Origin of the sequence: Deinococcus soli (ex Cha et al. 2016), from assembly GCF_001007995.1 — a bacterium.
Classification (GTDB): domain Bacteria; phylum Deinococcota; class Deinococci; order Deinococcales; family Deinococcaceae; genus Deinococcus; species Deinococcus soli.
In genome coordinates, this window is the sequence record NZ_CP011389.1 from 39131 (window position 1) to 54811 (window position 15681).

The following is a 15681-nucleotide window of genomic DNA, read 5'->3' on the forward strand; positions in this document are numbered from 1 at the left end:
CCCTTAATTCAGCAGTTCGTACGCCGCGTCGCGCGTACCGGTGCCCAGCTTGCGCAGCAGACCGTCCTGCACCAGTCGGCGCAGGGTCCGCCACGCCTGCTGCGTCGTGATGCCGCACGCCCCGCGCAGGTCCACGTTCCTTACCCGGCCCTGCTCGCGCGCCAGGGCCAGCGCGATGGCGCGAACCTCGGCGGCGTTCGGGCCGCTGCTGTCCGCCGGGCGGCGCGGCGCACGCGCAGGCTTCGCGTCAGCCGCCTGAACGGGCGCCGGGACAGGTGGAGCGTGCGGCACCACGACTGGCGGGGCGACCGGTGCAGGCATGGGCGGAACCTCGGCCACGCTCAGCGTGGGGCGGCCCAGGGCGGCGCGGACCTCGTCACTCAGGACGTACGCGATGCCGCGTCCGACCCCGGCGCGGCGGATCAGCCCGTGGTCCTCCATGCCGCGCAGCAGACGGGGCGTGCGGTCCTCCGGGAGTTGCAGCGCGCGGGCCAGCGCCGCGCGGGTCGCCTCGCCCTCACGCGCCAGCAGGCTCAGGACGATCAGGACGTCCAGCGAGAGGGTCTGCATCTCCTCCTGCTTGCGGGCCACGAAGCGCACGAACTCCGCGTCGAAGCCCGGCGAGTGCAGCGCCAGCGTCACCGAATCCGGGTACGTGGTGTACTCCGGCGGTTCCTTCCCGTGGCGCAGCATCAGCGAGTACATCTTGTCCACGCCCACCCCGGCCCGCTCGACCAGCCCCAGGCGCGCCAGCGACTCGGCCAGCAGCGGATTGCGGCGCTTGGGCTGGTGCCGCAGGATGTTCCCCGGCGTGATCCCGCCCGGCAGCCCGCCGGGGTTCATGATCTCCAGCCGGTCCGGGAAGTGATGCACGTGCACCGCGTCCCGCAGCGTGTAGTCCCGGTGCGTCAGGGCGTTCAGGAGCGCCTCGCGGTACACGACCTCGTCCTGATCCCACACCTCGATGCGGAACAGGCCCACCTGCACCGGCGTGAAGCGGTTCCGGGCCTGGATCAGTTCCGCCAGTCGCGTCAGCAGCGCCGGAATGGGCCGCAGCAGGTCCTCCCGGAACTGGAATTCCACGTCGGTCGTCTGGTGGTGGTAGAAACACACCTCCGATTGAGGGACGTGCGCCCGCAGCGCCGCCGGGGTGCCCGCCAGCAGGATCGCGGCCAGCGTGGGCCGCAGCGCCCCGCCGCTCGGGATCAGCAGGCCCAGTTCCCGCAGGAAATCCAGGTCCGGGAGGTTCGCGGCGCTCGCCCGGCGGCCCAGCCCGCGCAGCCGCGCGACCTCCGCCGGGTCCAGGTCGGCCAGGGACGCGTCCGGCGGGACGGTCGCCGTGAAATCCTGATCCGCGACCGGTTCCGCCTCGCCCGGCGTGACCGGCACGAGATGCGCGCCGTCCCAGGCGATGACCGACCCGTCCGGCGCGGCCAGCACGTACGGTGCGTGCGGCACGAATACCGCCAGCACCCGCGCCCCGCCCGGCAGGCGGTGATGCTGCACGTTCACGGTGAGCCGCCCGCCCGACAGTTCGAAGATCGCGTGCGTGATCATCAGCGGATGCAGCTCCCCCGCGTCCCGCGCGCTGCCCGACACGGCGTCCACACCCACCAGCACCGTCCCGCCCCGCGCGTTCGCCAGACCCACCGCGTGCCGCGCCAGTCCCTCGGGCGTCACGTCCAGCGGCAGGTGAATGCAGGTGGGACCCGCCGGGGGCAGCACCCCCAGCGGCGAGATGGCGTCGGTCGCGTCCAGCGTCACAATCCGGCAGTATAGCCGCAATCCGCTGTTCCGGGTGAATCCGCCCGCCGCAGCCACAGCCGCTCGATCCGCAGCCCCTCTGAAAAGGGGGGACCGTCCAGCCAGACCAGCGCCGCCCGGCGGCCCACGCCCCACAGGATCGCCGCCTGCCCGAACTGACGGCCCAGCCGCGCCGCCTCGCGTAGCGGCACGCCGCGCAGGATCAGCGTGTCCTCGCGCCACCCGCCGTCCCCATTGAAGCCGGACAGGGGAGACCACCCCTGCACCCGTCCCGTCAGCCGCGTCTGCGCTGTGTCGTTCTCCGCCGACCCGGCTTGCGCGCCCCCCGGGTTCCACGCGGTCACAATGCCCCAGCGTCCGCCCGGGGCACTCCAGCCCGGCAGCACACCCGGCCCGTCCACGTACAGCCACAGGCGCTCACCGGCCCGGCCATAGCTGCTGCCCAGGAACGCTGCCCCCAGGTCCGGCACACCATCCGGCATCCGCTCTGGCCTCTACCGCGTGACGACAGCCTGCACGCTCAGGATCTGCGAGTTCTTCAGGCGGAACACCAGTCCCACCCGCTGCCCGACCTTGAACGTGCCGCCCAGGACCACCCGTGCCCGCGCGTCCGGCCCGACCGTCAGTGTGCCCGGCACCGGCAGGCTGGAGACGACCTTGCAGCGCGGCTCGCAGCGCATCAGGCGGGCGCGGCCGGCGCTGCTCCAGACACCCAGCAGTTCATCCGACCGCGACAGTTTCAGGGTGCCGGACAGCAGGACGCCCTCCCGCAGGAGTTTCAGGGTGATCGGCTGCGGCGTGCTCGCCTGCGCCACGGGGGACAGCGCCAGCAGCGCCGCGCACAGCAGAGGTTTCAGCTTCACTCCAGTCCCTCCTCGCCCGGGGCGTCCGGGTCGGCACCCAGATCAGGGGTCGCGGCGTCCACACTGGTCTTCATGACCTCGCGCAGCACACTCGTGGCGAAACTGCCCTTCGGGAGCGTGAACGACAGCGTGAAGCCGTCCTCTTCGGGCGCGACCTGCGCGTCCTGGGGGAACACCCGCGTCAGCCGGCGGTCTCCCTTGCGACTGCCGAACATCTCGGGGCTCAGGCCCAGTTCATCCAGCACCGCGCGTTCCAGCTCACCGGCATCCAGCGTCAGCGGCTTGACCTTGCGGCCGAACAGCGTGCCGGTGGCACTCACCTCGCCCCGCTGGGCGCGCGGCGTCTCGGCGGCGGCGTCCTGCACGCTGAACACGCCGCCCGTGTCGTGCTTCTTCGCCATGTCCCCGGCCAGCAGCGCGTCGAACGCCCCCCGTTCCAGGCGGCGGCTGACAAAGGCGTTGAACACCACGCTCTGCAGGGCGCTCGTCAGGAAGCGGCGCACGCGCGGGTCCCGGACGCGCGACTCGCCGCGCACGACGCGCAGGCCCTCCTCGGCGTTGACGCCGCCCAGCCCGAAACGCTGCGGCCCGAAGTAGTTCGGCACGCCCCGCGCGACCAGCTGCGCCAGCGTCCCGGCGGCCTCGTCGGCCTGACCGGCGGCGTCCCGGACCCGCACCTGGAAGCGGTTGCCACCCAGGTGCCCCATCGCCAGCTTGTTCCCGTGCCGCTGCATGTCCAGCACGCGCACGCCGTCCATGGTGAACGCGGACACGCGGTCCTCGTACTTGGCGGGCAGGCTGATCCACTGCGAGGTGACCGCATGCCGGTCCTTCAGGCCCGCCACGCCCACGTCCCGGTCGCGCACGCCCAGCTGCGCGCCCAGTTCCCGCAGGACGTGCGCGGTCGTGTGGCCGGTCTTCTCCAGCTGCACGAACACGAACTCGCCATCACCACTCAGGGGGTAGGCGGGAAGTTCCTCCACGCGGAAATCCGAGGGCTCACGCCGCAGGACGCCGCCGGTACCCGGCCCGTCCGTGAGGGCACGCAGCGCCGACCAGTCAAACACCAGACTCACGATCCGCCCACCATATCCCGCCCCGCCAGAATCGATGTGAAATTTCCCGCATGGGCATGAGGACGGCCTCCCGTGCGTCCGGGCACGCATCCACCTGCTGTCGCCCGTTCCGGCCAGCCGACACGCACGCGCCCACGTGAACCAGATGAAGGAACCTTCACCCGACCACGCTGCCCGGCCGTCACCCCACGCTCAGGCGCAGCCACAGCGCCAGCAGCCCGGCCAGCAGCACCGGCGGGGTCAGGCGCAGCCCGGCGCGCAGGTACTCGCCCCAGCCGACCTCCAGCCCACGCCCACGCAGGACGTGCAGCCACAGCAGCGTCGCCAGACTCCCGATCGGCGTGAGCTTCGGCCCGATATCCGCGCCCATCACCGCGCCGAACACCAGCGCCTGACGCGCCGCGCCACTCACGCCGCTGCCCTGGATGCCCAGGATCGCCGTGAGCAGCGCCGGGAGGTTGTTCAGCCCCGCGCTGAGCCCCGCCACGCTGAGGCCCGACGCGAACACCGCCGCGCCCGTCCCGTGCGCCGCCCAGCTCGCCAGCCACGCCCCGTACGCGCCGGTCACGCCCGCACCGCGCAGCCCGTACACCACCGTGTACATCGCCAGACTGAACGCCACCACGTTCCACGGCGCGGCGCGCAGCACCGCCCGCGTGCCCACGTGCGCGCTGCGCGCCGCGACCACCCACACCAGCCCCGCGCACACCGCCACGACCGCGCTGAGGGGCACGCCCGCCCCCTCGGCCAGGAAGGCACCCGCCAGCAGCAGCGGCGTGACCAGCCAGCCCGCCCGGAACACGCCCCACGACCGCACCGCCTCGGCCGGGCCAGGCAGCGCCCCCACGTCGTAGCGGCGCGGCAGGGTCCGCCCGTAGAACGCCAGCAGGGTGCCCAGGCACGCGGCGACCACGACCAGATTCACCGGGAACATCACGCCCGCGTACCCGCCGAAACTGATGCGGAAGGCGTCCGCCGCGATGATGTTCGTCAGGTTGCTGATCGTCAGCGGCAGGCTCGCGGCGTCCACCACGAAGCCCACCGCCAGCGCCAGGGTCAGCGTCGCCGCGCGGCTCACGCGCAGCGCCCGCGCCAGTTCCAGCACGATCGGCGTGAGGATCAGCACCCCACCGTCGTTCGCGAACAGCGCCGCCACCACCGCGCACAGCCCCACCAGCAGCGCCAGCAGCCGACGCCCACTCCCGCCCCCCCAGCGCGCCACGTGCAGCGCCGCCCAGCGGAAGAGCCCCGCCGCGTCCAGCAGCAGACTCAGCACGATCAGGCCAACCAGCGTCAAGGTTGCGTTCCAGGTGGCGCCCCACAGGGTGGGCAGGTCCGACAGGTGGACCACGCCTGCCAGGAGCGCCACCACCGCGCCCAGCGTCGCGGCGCGCGCCGCCCCCAGCCCACGCGGCTGCCAGACCACCAGCGCCACGGTTCCCAGCACGATCAGCACCGCCCACATGACCGGCACTCTAGCCCCAGCGGCGGCCCCACATGCCCCGGTCAGCCGACCAGCGTCACCCAGCCCAGCGCCAGCAGGGCCAGCGGCGCCAGTCCCGCCCCCCCGAAGCCTCCCAGCAGCGCCCCCACCACGCCCGGTGCCATTGCCGCCGCGAACGGCAGCTGCCCCGCCACCGCCGGGTCCCCGACCGACTCCCCCAGCGCCGCGCGCACGCCCAGCGCCGCCCACGGCGTCAGGAGCGCCGAGAGGAGGACGGGCAACCCGCCACCCGCCAGCAGCGCCCCCAGCAGCGCCCCCAGCAGCGCGGCCCCGCCCAGCGTCAGCGCCGCCGGGAGGTGAAGTGCCAGCCGCGCCCACCGGCCCGGTCCGGGCGCGCCCGGCAGGTGGCCCGGGGCCCGCAGACCCAGCGCGGGGACCAGCAGCAGGCCCGCACCGACCGGCTGCCCCAGCGCCATCCCTGCCCCGGCCAGCGCCGCGCCCAGCACGCCCGCCAGGAGCCGAGAACGACGGCGCGTGAGCTGCAGCGCACCCCGCCACCACAGCGCCCCGCCCGGCGACACCCGGCGCAGGGCAGACGCCCAGCGGCGCGGCGGCTGCAATCCATCGGGGTCCACGTCCGGCACGGGCAGCCCGAACCGGCGCGCCCCGGCCCGCACCGCCTCGACCTCCAGCTGGGTGGACAGGCGGGGCGGAAGGTCGGCGGCGAGTGTCCCGACCCAGGTCACGCCCGCCACCACGGCCGCCAGCGCGGCCCCCACCGGCAGCAGCGCCGGATGCAGCAGGGCCAGCAGCGGCAGCGCGGCGAGCGCCGTGACTGGCCACCCGGTCCGCCCGGCCAGCCGCCGGACGTGCCGCGCGGCGTGCAGCATCCGCCCGCCCGCACCCAGCCACGGGAGGCTCAGCGTGAGCGGCCACAGCGCCGGGCTCCAGGTCAGCAGGGCCGCCCCCAGGGCCAGCCCGGTCAGGGCGCCGGGGAGCGCCGCGCGGACCAGTGCCGGAGCCAGCGCCCACGCCGGGCTGACCGGGCCCCGCAGCGCCGCCCACTCCAGGCCGCGCGGCCTCAGGCCGGGCCGCGACCCCGTCAGGCCCAGCAGCAGCCACCCGCACGCCAGCGCGACCGGCAGCGCCCACGGCACGCCCACCGGCGCAGCTGGCAGCATGGGCCATACGCTGAGGACCGCCACGCCCGCGCAGCCCAGCAGGAACGCCAGCATCAGCGGCACGCCCCCCAGCCGCCACGCGCCCCACGTCCACGCCAGCTCCCGCCGCGCCGACCGCCACCACCAGCCCAGCCACACGCGGTCGGCGGGGGTCACGCGGACTCCAGCGTCACGCGGCGCACCGGCAGCCCCGCGAGTTCCTCGCCGTGCGTCGTGACGACCAGCGCGCCACCCGCCGCCGCCCGCGCCCGGATGGTGTCCAGCAGCGCCGCGCGCGAGGCGGTGTCCAGCGTCCCGAACGGTTCGTCCAGCAGCGTCAGTGCGCAGCCCAGCCCCAGCGCGCCGCTCAGCGCGACCTTCTGCCGCGTGCCGCGCGACAGCTCGGCGGGCCACGCGTCCAGCCAGCGTGCCAACCCCATCGACTCCGCCAGCGTCAGCAGCGGCGCGGCCGGGCGGGACCACAGCGCCGCGAGGAACGTCAGGCCCTCCGCGACCGTCAGGTCGTCCGGCAGGGCCGCGTCGGTCGGCGCCCACGCCGTGTCCGCCCGCGCGCCCCGCGAACCCAGCGCGCTGCCCAGCACCCGCACCTCGCCGCCCGCGCGCTCCCCGGCCAGGACGCGCAGCAGGGTCGTCTTGCCCACCCCGTTCGGGCCGCACAGGTGCAACACCTCTCCGGGCCGCAGATTCAGTTCCGGAACGTGCGCTAGGGGCCGCCCCGCGACCTCCAGCGTGAACGGCGCGGCGGCGAGGATCGGCGGAGGGGTCAGGGACATCGCCCTCAGGTACGACTGCACTCCGCTGCTCGTTCCAGACGCCACCCCAGGAGGCGGGCCGAACCCGGTGCAGGGTGCCGTATCCTGCTCGCACCATGAACCGAATCCTGACGCGGTGGCTGCCGCGCCTCCTGGCTGGCCTGATCGTCCTCGTCGCCGTCCTGGCGGGCGCCGTGTACGCCCTGACCGACCACCCGAAACCCGAACAGGCCGCCGACCTGACCTGCCCCGCCACGACCCCCACCCTGAAGGCCGGGCAGGCCGTGCGCGTCATGAACTGGAACGTGCAGTACCTCGCCGGGCGCGGGTACGTGTTCTTCTACGACACCCTGGCCGGGGACGGCCCTGACACCCGCCCCAGCCCCCAGAGCATCGCCCGGACCCTCGACGAGGTCACGCAGGCCATCCGCCAGGAGAACCCGGATCTGGTGCTGCTTCAGGAGGTGGACCGGGATAGCAGGCGCACCGACTACGCCGATCAGCTGGCCCTGATCCAGGCGAAACTGGACGGTGCGTACCCGTGCTCGGCCGCCACGTACTACCACCGCGCGACCTTCGTGCCGCACCCGAAGATCATGGGCCGCGTGGGCCTGAGCCTCGTGACGCTCAGCCGCTACCGCATGGACAGCGCCACCCGCTACCAGCTGCCGCGCATCTGCGGCGACCCTGTGACCGTCGCGTTCAACTTCAAACGCGCCGTGCTGGGCGTGACCCTCCCCGTGCAGGGCGGCCAGCCCCTGAGTGCTTTCAACACCCACATGGACGCCTTCGCGCAGGGCTGCGACACCATGCGCAATCAGGTGGCGTTCATCGGCGACCTGCTGGGGCGCACGTCCGCCCCCTGGGTGATCGGCGGGGACTTCAACCTGCTGGGCACCCGCGCCGCGTACGACCGCCTGCGCGACCGCGAGAAGGCGTACTTCAACCCCGACACCGAACTCGCCCCACTGACCGCCAGGTACGCGTCGTTCCCCAGCCCCGCGCAGATCGACAGCGGCAGCCCCGCGTTCATCACCCACTTCCCCAACGACCCCGCCGTCGGGAAACCCGACCGGACCATCGACTACTACTTCTACTCGGCGGGCCTGAAGCACACCGATGAGCGCGTCCGGCAGGACGACCCCAAGATCAGCGACCATTACGCGCTGCTGACCACCCTCACCCTGCCCTGACCGGAAGCAGACGACGCGGGCGGAGATCATGCACACCTCCGCCCATTCCGAATCAGTGCTCGTCCGGCCCGATCGGCTCGATGGGGAAGATGCGCTCCGCGAAGGCGTGCAGCCCGCGCGCGCCCGCGCGACCCTGGCACGGCTCGGTCGGGGTGCACAGCGTCACGTACCGCGACCGGCGTGCCCCGATCGTCACGCGGTACATCAGCGCCTCCGAGCGGCTGCGGGTGTAGTGGCACAGGTCGCAGTGCAGCGCGTTCTTGCCCTTCTGCTCGATGGGCGTGAATTCGGCCAGCTGATCACCGTGCACCAGCGCCAGCCGCCCGTCCGCGACCGGGTACAGCCCCAGCGTGGGCGGTGAGTCCGAATCACGCGCCCCGAACAGCTCACGGTGCGTCCCGGGGAACAGTTCCCGCAGCAGATCCTGCACGCTGTGCGCCTGCTCACGGGTCTTGCGGTGCGGATCATTCATCCTCCGCAGTGTAGGGGCCGCCGCCCACGCTGATGGTGGAAAGAGGCACAGCCCCGCCGCTCTCCCCGGCGTTATCCTGGGCAGCAGTGATACGGATTCCGTCTGTTCCGTCGGCCACCCAGAAGGTCACCGGGTGGCCCACGCCACGCCCGGAACCCGCTTTGCTCCCACTCGCCTCCGCTCGGAATGAACGGTTCTGGCAAACCATTCAATCGGAGGCCGTATGAGGTCCCGGACCGCCAACCGTAGTGGCATCGTCATCCGGCGGCGCGTGACGCCCGCCGGGGACATCATCGTCACGCTCCTGACCCCCCAGGGCAAACTGAAGGCCGTCGCGCGCGGCGGCGTGCGCGGGCCGCTCTCCAGCCGCCTGAACCTCTTCCATCACGTCGGCATGCAGGTGTACCAGGGGCCGCAGAACGACCTCGCCAGCGTGCAGCAGGCCGTGCTGGAAGGCGCGCTGCCCACGCTGGCGCAGCCCGAGCGGTACGCCTTCGCGCACCTGCTGGCCGAGTTCGCCGACGCGCTGTACCAGGAAGGTGAATTCAGCGAGCAGGCCTTCGAGCTGTTCGCAGGCGCGCTGCGCGGCGTCGCGCACCAGCCCGACCCGGAATGGGTGGCGCTCGTCATGAGCTACAAACTCCTCGCCCTGGCCGGGTTCATCCCGCAGACGGCCCGCTGCGCCCGCTGCGCCCAGGACCACCCCACGCACCCCGACCCGCTCGGCGGGCAGCTGCTGTGCAGAGGTTGCGCCGCGCTGCCCGCCTACCCGGACCCCAGCCTGGACTTCCTGCGCAACGTCGCCCGCCGCACCGTCCGCGCCAGCATGGACGCTCCCCTGCCCGCCGAGCAGCGCCCCGCGCTGTGGCGCGCCCTGGAACGCTTCGTGACCGTGCAGATCGGGAGCGTCCACTCCTGGCGGCAGCTTGTGCCGACGAGTACCGCGCTCAGCGCGTAGGGGAGAGGACGGCTTACACCCCCAGCGCCGCGATGGCGCCCAGCAGGGCCACCGGGGCCGTTTCCGCGCGGAGGATGCGCGGGCCGAGCGTGACGGCGTGCGCGCCGCCCTGCACGAGCGTCTGCACCTCGGCGTCGGTCAGGCCGCCTTCCGGGCCGGTGATGACCGTGACCGGGGCGTCCCAGGTGACGACGTCCGACACGCGGACCGCCGAGCCGGGCTGCGCGACCAGCGTCAGGCCGCCGGGCTGGAAGCGGGCCAGCGGCACGGGTGCCAGGACGGGCGGGACGATGGCGCGGCGGGACTGCTTGGCGGCCTCCTGCGCCACGCGGTTCAGGCGCACGAGTTTCTGATCGCCGATCTCGCGGACGTCCGCACGGGCCGTCACGAGCAGCTGGATCTGCGCGGCGCCCAGTTCGGTCGCGGCGCGCACCACGTCGGACAGCTTGTCGGCCTTCAGCAGCGCCACCGCGACCGTCAGCGGCCAGGGCGTCTCGGCGGCCCCCTCGATGGCGTCGCCCAGGGTCAGCACAGCGCGGATCTCGTCCAGTTCGACGATCTCGGCCAGGGCCTCGGCGCCGCGCCCGTCGAACACGCGCACGGCGTCGCCCGCGTTCAGGCGCAGGACGTGCAGGTGTCGCGCCTCACCGGGCCCGAGGGTCATGGTGTCCGTCAGGGCGTCCACCCGCAGGCGGTGCCGGGGCAGCCTCGTCAGGGCGTCCGTCATTCGCCCGCGCGGGCGGTCACGAGTGCCCACTCGCCATCCGTGCGGACCTGCACGTCCGTGAACCCCTCGCGGTCCAGCGCGTCCTGCACCAGCGGCAGCTTCGTTGTCAGGATGCCGGTCAGGATCAGCGGCCCGCCGGGGCGCAGGTGCCCCACGTACGCCCCGGCCAGCAGGTCGTGCAGTTCCGCGTACAGGTTCGCCACGAGAACGTCGAACACGCCGTCCGCGACCACGTCACCCGGCAGGTCGTCGCCCAGCGTGCCCACCATGAACGCCGTGCGGCCCTCCGGCACCGCGTTGTCCCGCGCGTTCTCCTCCGCAATCGGGATGGTGATCGGGTCGATATCCACGCCCAGCGCGTACTCCGCGCCCAGCAGCGCACCCGCGATCGCCAGCACGCCACTCCCGGTACCCACGTCCAGAATCGTCTGCCCGTCCAGATTCAGGTCCGACAGGGCCTCCACGGCCATGCGGGTCGTCGCGTGATGCCCGGTCCCGAACGCCATCCCTGGCTCGATGACCAGTCCCACCTGCCCGGCGGGAATCTCGGCGCGCAGCCACGGCGGCACGATCGTCACGCGGCCCGCCTGCACCGGGCGCAGGTTCGCCTTGAACTCCGCCAGCCAGTCCTGATCCGCCTCCAGCCGCCACTCGCCGTCCCGGATGAGGGGCGGCAGCTCGGTCTCCTCGTCGAAGTACGCGCGGATCAGCCCGGCGCGTTCCTCCAGACCGGTCGCCCCGGCCTCCCACAGCAGGTCGAGGTGATCCTCGCGCGTCTCGAACGTTCCCGGAAGGTGATACACCAGCATCCCGCCAGTGTACAGCGGTGTGCTGATTCGTCCTGGGTGCAGCTCAGGACGATTCAGCACCGAGCGGAGCGAGAACCCGTCACAGCCTGCGGCCTGAAGTGGAGTGGGCGGGCGTGCGGTTGGCCCGTTCACGGAACGGATGGCCGCGCGCCCCGCACGTCTGCACGCCCGCCACGCCGCCAGGGGGGGGCGCACCTATACTGGCGCGCATGAAACTCGCGATCGTCGGCGTCGGCAAACTCGGACTGGCCCTGCTGGAGGGCGTCACCGCCCAGGGCGTCCTGTCCCCCGCAGAGATCGGCCTGCTCGACGCGAACGCCGCCCGCGCGCAGGACGTCGCCGCCCGCACCGGCGCGCGCGTCATCACGCAGGCGGACCTGGGCCGCGCCGAACGCATCCTGATCAGCCTGCAACCCCGCGTGTTCCCCGAGGCCGCCGAGTGGCTCGCGCAGCCCAACGCCGGGTACATCAGCACCATGGCCGGCGTGCCCGTCTCGGCCCTGACCCGCCGCCTGGGCACCAAACGGGTCGTGCGGGTCATGCCGAACCTCGCCGCGACCATCGGGCACAGCCAGACCGCCATCACCGGCCCCCGCGAGGCCGGGGACGCGGGCGACCTCGCGTTCGCGCACCAGATCTTCGACGCGGTCGGCGACGCCTACGATCTCCCCGAACACCTGTTCAACGCGTTCACCGGCATGAGCGCCAGCGGCCCCGCCTACGTCGCCGTCGTCGCTGAAGCCCTCGCGGACGGCGGGGTCCGCATGGGCCTCCCGCGCCCCCTGGCGAACGAACTCGCCGCGAAACTCCTGATCGCCACCGGCGAACTCGTCCAGCGCCGCGCCCACCCCGCGCTCCTCAAGGACGAGGTCGCCAGCCCCGGCGGCACCACCATCGCCGGTCTGGCCGCCCTCGAAGCCGCCGGGGTGCGCGGCGGCCTCATCGAAGCGGTTGTGAAGGCCACCCGTCGCGGCACCGAACTCGGCAAGGATCAGGACTGAACACTGCTGTCAAAGGGTCGAAGGGTCTAAGGGACACACTCCACTTAGACCCTTCGACCTTCTGACCCTCGACCCCGTCAGGGAATGTCGAGTTCGCCCTGCCACCCCGCTGGGAGGGCCAGCAGCTGCCGCAGGGGTGTGTCGCCGTGCTTGAGGAGGTACGTCAGGAAGTTCATCTCGCGTTCCTGCGGCGTGCCGTTAGGGAGGAGGTGGGCTTTCAGGCGGGTGAGCTGGCCGCTGCGGTCGTTCTCGGCGCGGGCGAGGGCCTGCGTGGCGAGGCGTTGCAGGTGCGCGACGCGGGCGACGGTGCGGGTACGGGTGCGCGCGGCGGCGCCCACCAGCGTGGGGTCGAGGTCGGCGATCTCGGCGGTGATGGCGTCCAGGCTGGCAGTCAGGGCGTCCAGGCGATCGGCGGTGACGGCTCCGGCGTGGCGTTCGGCGGCCAGGGCGCGGCCCAGAACGCCGTCGGGATCCGCCTGGACCTGCGCGGCGGTGGCGTGCAGGCGGCCCAGCAGGCGGGTGACATTCGGTTCGCGCCACGTGACGCTCAGGCGGGGCCACAGCAGCGGCTGCCGCAGCCCGTGCAGGGGGTACACGTCCCGCAGCTGCGCGCCGTACGCGATCTCGCCGGGGCCGACCACAAACGCCAGGGTGGGCAGCAGAGCGTCCTGCACGGCGGGCCGCAGGCCAGCGGCGGGCGTGAGGCGGGTGGGGTCGGTGTCCAGCAGGGCCAGTAGCTCCGCGCGGGTGTACCGCCGAGTGGCGGTGACGAACGTCTGCCCGTCCACGCGCAGCAGGCGGCGCTGCCCGTCGTCCTCCTCGATGAAGAGGTTCGTGGCGCCGTCCGGGCGGCGCAGCTGCGGCTCGAACCCGTCGGCGATCATCCGCGCGGCGGCGGCCTCGATGGCCCGCGAGGATGCCAGCGGGTCGTTCAGTTCGCGCGCGAGGGTCGGGGCCATCAGGCGCGCCAGGGCCGGGTGCATCGGGTCGAGCACCAGCAGGCCCGCCCCGCCCAGCAGGCCGTGGATCAGCCGCGCGAACACGTCGGCGTAACTGCCGCCCACCTGCGCGGCCCGGTCGAAGCGGGCGCGGACGGCGGCCACGTGCTCGGCGGGGGCGTCGAAGGCGTCCAGCAGGGCGTGCACCTGCGCCGTCCACTCGGGGCGCCAGGGCACGCGGCCCACCGGGACGCCCTCCGGGACGTCCAGGGTCAGGCGGTGCAGGCGCTCGCCCGCGTCCAGCAGGGACGTGCCCGCCACCTCGGCGGCGTCGTGGTCCTGGCTGGCGATCCAGTACACCGCAGCGACCGGGGCGTCTTCGGTGTCCAGCTGCCGCGCCAGCAGAGCCGCGTCCGCGCCCTTGTGCACCGAGTAGGCCGGGCCGGTCAGGGCGCCCGCCTGCTGCCCGGTCACGACCACGCGGGACGCCGGGTGCGCCAGCCGCGTCAGATGGGCCTCCACGGTCGGGGTCAGGGTGCCCAGGTCGCGGTGGTAGGCACGCAGGGCGTCCGCGAGGGCCGCGCGGTCGATATCGGGCCGGGTCTCGGCCTGCGCGGTCTCCAGCGCCCCTGCGGGCAGGCGCACGTAGTCCAGCAGCCCACCCTTCCTGTATTCCGCCCCTGCGTTTCGCGCCATTCCCCTTCCTTCCCGGTGCCTGCCGCCCCAGGGGCAGCCCGGCCCGATGCCGACCGGTTCATGGTCGGCGTGCCCACCCGTTCTCGCTGAGAATGCCGGCGGACACTGCAACGGCTGTCACACTACACCAGAACCTAAAGCGGAGGGGCGCCGCGCGGCCCGCGCCAGACGGAGCCAGCAGCACTCGAGATCAGCGCAGCGGTTCCTGCGTGGCGCGCTCCAGCCCCGCGCGGTCCGTCAGGATGATCCGCCGGTACCCCAGGTCCAGCAGGCCCCGCGAACGGAAGTCCCCCAGCAGCTTCGTGATCGTCTCGCGGGTGCTGCCCACCACATGCGCCAGATCCTGATGCGACACGCGGTCGCGTAGCGCCAGCGACCCGCCGTCCGGCCAGGGCCCCTCGCGCTCGGCGAGGTTCAGCAGGGCCAGCGCCAGCCGCTGCGACACCTCCAGGAACACCAGCCCCGACAGGCGCTCCTGCACGCCGCGCGTCTGCCGGGTGATCTGTTCGGTCAGCGCGACCGCCACGCCCGGCTGCCCCTGCGTGAGGCGCGTCAGGACGTCCCGGCCCAGCAGCAGCGCCTCGGCGTCGTCCATCGCCTCGGCGTACATGCCGCACTGCTCGCCCGGCAGCAGCGCCGCCGCGCACAGCAGCGACCCGGCGCCGTGCACGTCCAGCGTCACCTCACGCGCGCCCGTCCCCAGGCGGTACAGCCGCACCGAGCCGCGCAGCAGCACGAACAGCGCCTCGGCCGGGTCCTCCGGGTGAAACAGCAGTTCGCCCCGGCCCCAGCGCCCCACGCGCCCCGAGGCCGTCACCTGCGCCTGCACGTCCGCAGGAAGGGCACCGAAAGCACCGGGTAACATGCCCCGCAGTATGCCCCACCCGGGCCCGATCCGCGCAAGCCCCCGCGCTCCAGCCACACCCTTCGGTGGACGCGCCGCCCGGCGGGCGTGCATTACAATCCACGCCAGCATGACCATCCCCACCCCACGCCAGCGTCTCACGCTGTTCGACCTGCCGCTGGACGTCGTGACCCTCGACGAGACCCTGGACCGCCTGGGCGACTGGATCTCCAACCAGCCGCGCGCGCCGCACACGGTCGTCACCCTGAACCCCGAGTTCATCGTGCAGTCCCGCACCCAGCCAGACTTCGTGAACGCCATGCAGGTCGCGGACCTGATCACCGCCGACGGGGTCGGCATCGTCTGGGCCGCGCGGCAGCTCACGAACACCGAGGTGCCCCGCGCGCCCGGCTTCGACATCGTGCAGGGCCTCATGGGGCGCCACGGCGCGGACCTGCGGGTGTTCTTCCTGGGCGCCAAACCCGGTGTGGCCGAGATCGCCGCGCAGAACGCCGCGCGCGACTACGGCATTCAGGTCGCGGGCATCCACCACGGGTACTTCGACCTGCCCGAGGACCAGCGCGTCGCGGAACTCGTGCGCGGCAGCGGCGCCGACCTCCTGCTGACCGCCATGGGCGCCGGACGGCAGGAGACCTTCAATCAGTACTGGCGGCAGGTCATGAACGTGCCCGTCATGATCGGCTGCGGCGGCGTGATCGACGTGCTGGCCGGGAACGCCGATCTCGCGCCCGCCTGGACGCGCCGAATGGGCGTCGAGTGGATCTGGCGCGTCGGCCTGGACCGCAAACGCTGGAACCGCGCGCCCCGCCTGGCGCAGTTCGTCCGCATGGTCCGCGCCGAGAAGAAACGCACCGCGAAGTAACCCCGGCCAGGGATCAGGGACGACAGGGGAGGGGGAGGTGCCCGGGGTTCGCCCCCGCACCTCCCCCTCGGCCCTCCCGC

General features: G+C 73.2%; 16 protein-coding genes. 4 read left to right on the forward strand and 12 right to left on the reverse strand.

What is annotated here, in order from left to right:
• Positions 1-3: 3 nt before the first annotated feature.
• The 7 genes from SY84_RS00190 to SY84_RS00215 form a co-directional block, all read right to left on the reverse strand.
• Positions 4-1764, reverse strand: a complete 1761-nt coding sequence (locus SY84_RS00190; protein ID WP_046842302.1) for a helix-turn-helix domain-containing protein — start codon at positions 1762-1764, stop codon at positions 4-6.
• Positions 1761-2246 (reverse strand): DUF3293 domain-containing protein, encoded by a 486-nt coding sequence (locus SY84_RS00195; RefSeq protein ID WP_046842303.1) that lies wholly within the window; start codon positions 2244-2246, stop codon positions 1761-1763. The genes SY84_RS00190 and SY84_RS00195 overlap by 4 nt, the downstream gene beginning before the upstream one ends.
• Positions 2247-2258: 12 nt before the next feature.
• A complete protein-coding gene (locus SY84_RS00200; RefSeq protein WP_052750977.1) occupies positions 2259-2627 on the reverse strand; it encodes a hypothetical protein in 369 nt (122 codons plus the stop codon).
• Positions 2624-3703: a tRNA pseudouridine(13) synthase TruD gene (gene truD / locus SY84_RS00205; protein WP_046842304.1), complete on the reverse strand. Its 1080-nt coding sequence runs from the start codon at positions 3701-3703 to the stop codon at positions 2624-2626. Before truD ends, SY84_RS00200 begins: the two co-directional genes overlap by 4 nt.
• 181 nt (positions 3704-3884) lie before the next feature.
• Positions 3885-5168 (reverse strand): arsenical efflux pump membrane protein ArsB, encoded by a 1284-nt coding sequence (gene arsB / locus SY84_RS00210; RefSeq protein ID WP_046844797.1) that lies wholly within the window; start codon positions 5166-5168, stop codon positions 3885-3887.
• Between the two features lie 41 nt (positions 5169-5209).
• A complete protein-coding gene (locus SY84_RS15685) occupies positions 5210-6484 on the reverse strand; it encodes a hypothetical protein (RefSeq protein WP_052750978.1) in 1275 nt (424 codons plus the stop codon).
• A complete protein-coding gene (locus SY84_RS00215) occupies positions 6481-7101 on the reverse strand; it encodes an ABC transporter ATP-binding protein (protein WP_052750979.1) in 621 nt (206 codons plus the stop codon). The genes SY84_RS15685 and SY84_RS00215 overlap by 4 nt, the downstream gene beginning before the upstream one ends.
• A gap of 95 nt (positions 7102-7196) precedes the next feature.
• On the opposite strand from SY84_RS00215, the gene SY84_RS00220 reads away from it, so the two are divergent.
• Positions 7197-8273 carry an endonuclease/exonuclease/phosphatase family protein gene (locus tag SY84_RS00220; RefSeq protein ID WP_046842305.1) on the forward strand — a complete coding sequence of 359 codons (1077 nt, stop codon included), beginning with the start codon at positions 7197-7199 and terminating at the stop codon, positions 8271-8273.
• Between the two features lie 52 nt (positions 8274-8325).
• Here SY84_RS00220 and SY84_RS00225 read toward each other — a convergent pair whose 3' ends face one another.
• On the reverse strand, positions 8326-8745 hold the full coding sequence (locus SY84_RS00225; RefSeq protein WP_046842306.1) for a hypothetical protein: 420 nt from the start codon (positions 8743-8745) through the stop codon (positions 8326-8328).
• A 223-nt stretch (positions 8746-8968) separates the two neighbouring features.
• On the opposite strand from SY84_RS00225, the gene recO reads away from it, so the two are divergent.
• A complete protein-coding gene (recO, locus tag SY84_RS00230) occupies positions 8969-9703 on the forward strand; it encodes a DNA repair protein RecO (RefSeq protein ID WP_046842307.1) in 735 nt (244 codons plus the stop codon).
• Between the two features lie 13 nt (positions 9704-9716).
• On the opposite strand, the gene SY84_RS00235 is transcribed toward recO, so the two are convergent.
• Complete coding sequence (locus SY84_RS00235) at positions 9717-10430, reverse strand: 16S rRNA (uracil(1498)-N(3))-methyltransferase (protein WP_046842308.1); 714 nt, start codon at positions 10428-10430, stop codon at positions 9717-9719.
• Complete coding sequence (locus tag SY84_RS00240) at positions 10427-11239, reverse strand: 50S ribosomal protein L11 methyltransferase (protein WP_046842309.1); 813 nt, start codon at positions 11237-11239, stop codon at positions 10427-10429. Before SY84_RS00240 ends, SY84_RS00235 begins: the two co-directional genes overlap by 4 nt.
• Positions 11240-11448: 209 nt before the next feature.
• Between SY84_RS00240 and proC the strand changes: the two genes are divergently transcribed.
• Positions 11449-12240, forward strand: coding sequence for a pyrroline-5-carboxylate reductase (gene proC, locus SY84_RS00245; RefSeq protein ID WP_046842310.1), 792 nt, complete (start codon positions 11449-11451; stop codon positions 12238-12240).
• Positions 12241-12317: 77 nt separating this feature from the next.
• Here the strand turns inward: proC and bshC are convergent, their stop codons facing one another.
• Together bshC and SY84_RS00255 are read right to left on the reverse strand one after the other, a co-directional pair.
• Positions 12318-13874, reverse strand: coding sequence for a bacillithiol biosynthesis cysteine-adding enzyme BshC (gene bshC / locus SY84_RS00250; RefSeq protein ID WP_046842311.1), 1557 nt, complete (start codon positions 13872-13874; stop codon positions 12318-12320).
• Positions 13875-14064: 190 nt separating this feature from the next.
• Positions 14065-14739 carry a Crp/Fnr family transcriptional regulator gene (locus tag SY84_RS00255; RefSeq protein WP_046842312.1) on the reverse strand — a complete coding sequence of 225 codons (675 nt, stop codon included), beginning with the start codon at positions 14737-14739 and terminating at the stop codon, positions 14065-14067.
• Between the two features lie 109 nt (positions 14740-14848).
• Between SY84_RS00255 and SY84_RS00260 the strand changes: the two genes are divergently transcribed.
• The gene (locus SY84_RS00260; protein ID WP_046842313.1) at positions 14849-15601 is read left to right on the forward strand and encodes a WecB/TagA/CpsF family glycosyltransferase; all 753 of its coding nucleotides are present in this window, start codon (positions 14849-14851) and stop codon (positions 15599-15601) included.
• The last annotated feature ends 80 nt before the right edge of the window (positions 15602-15681 follow it).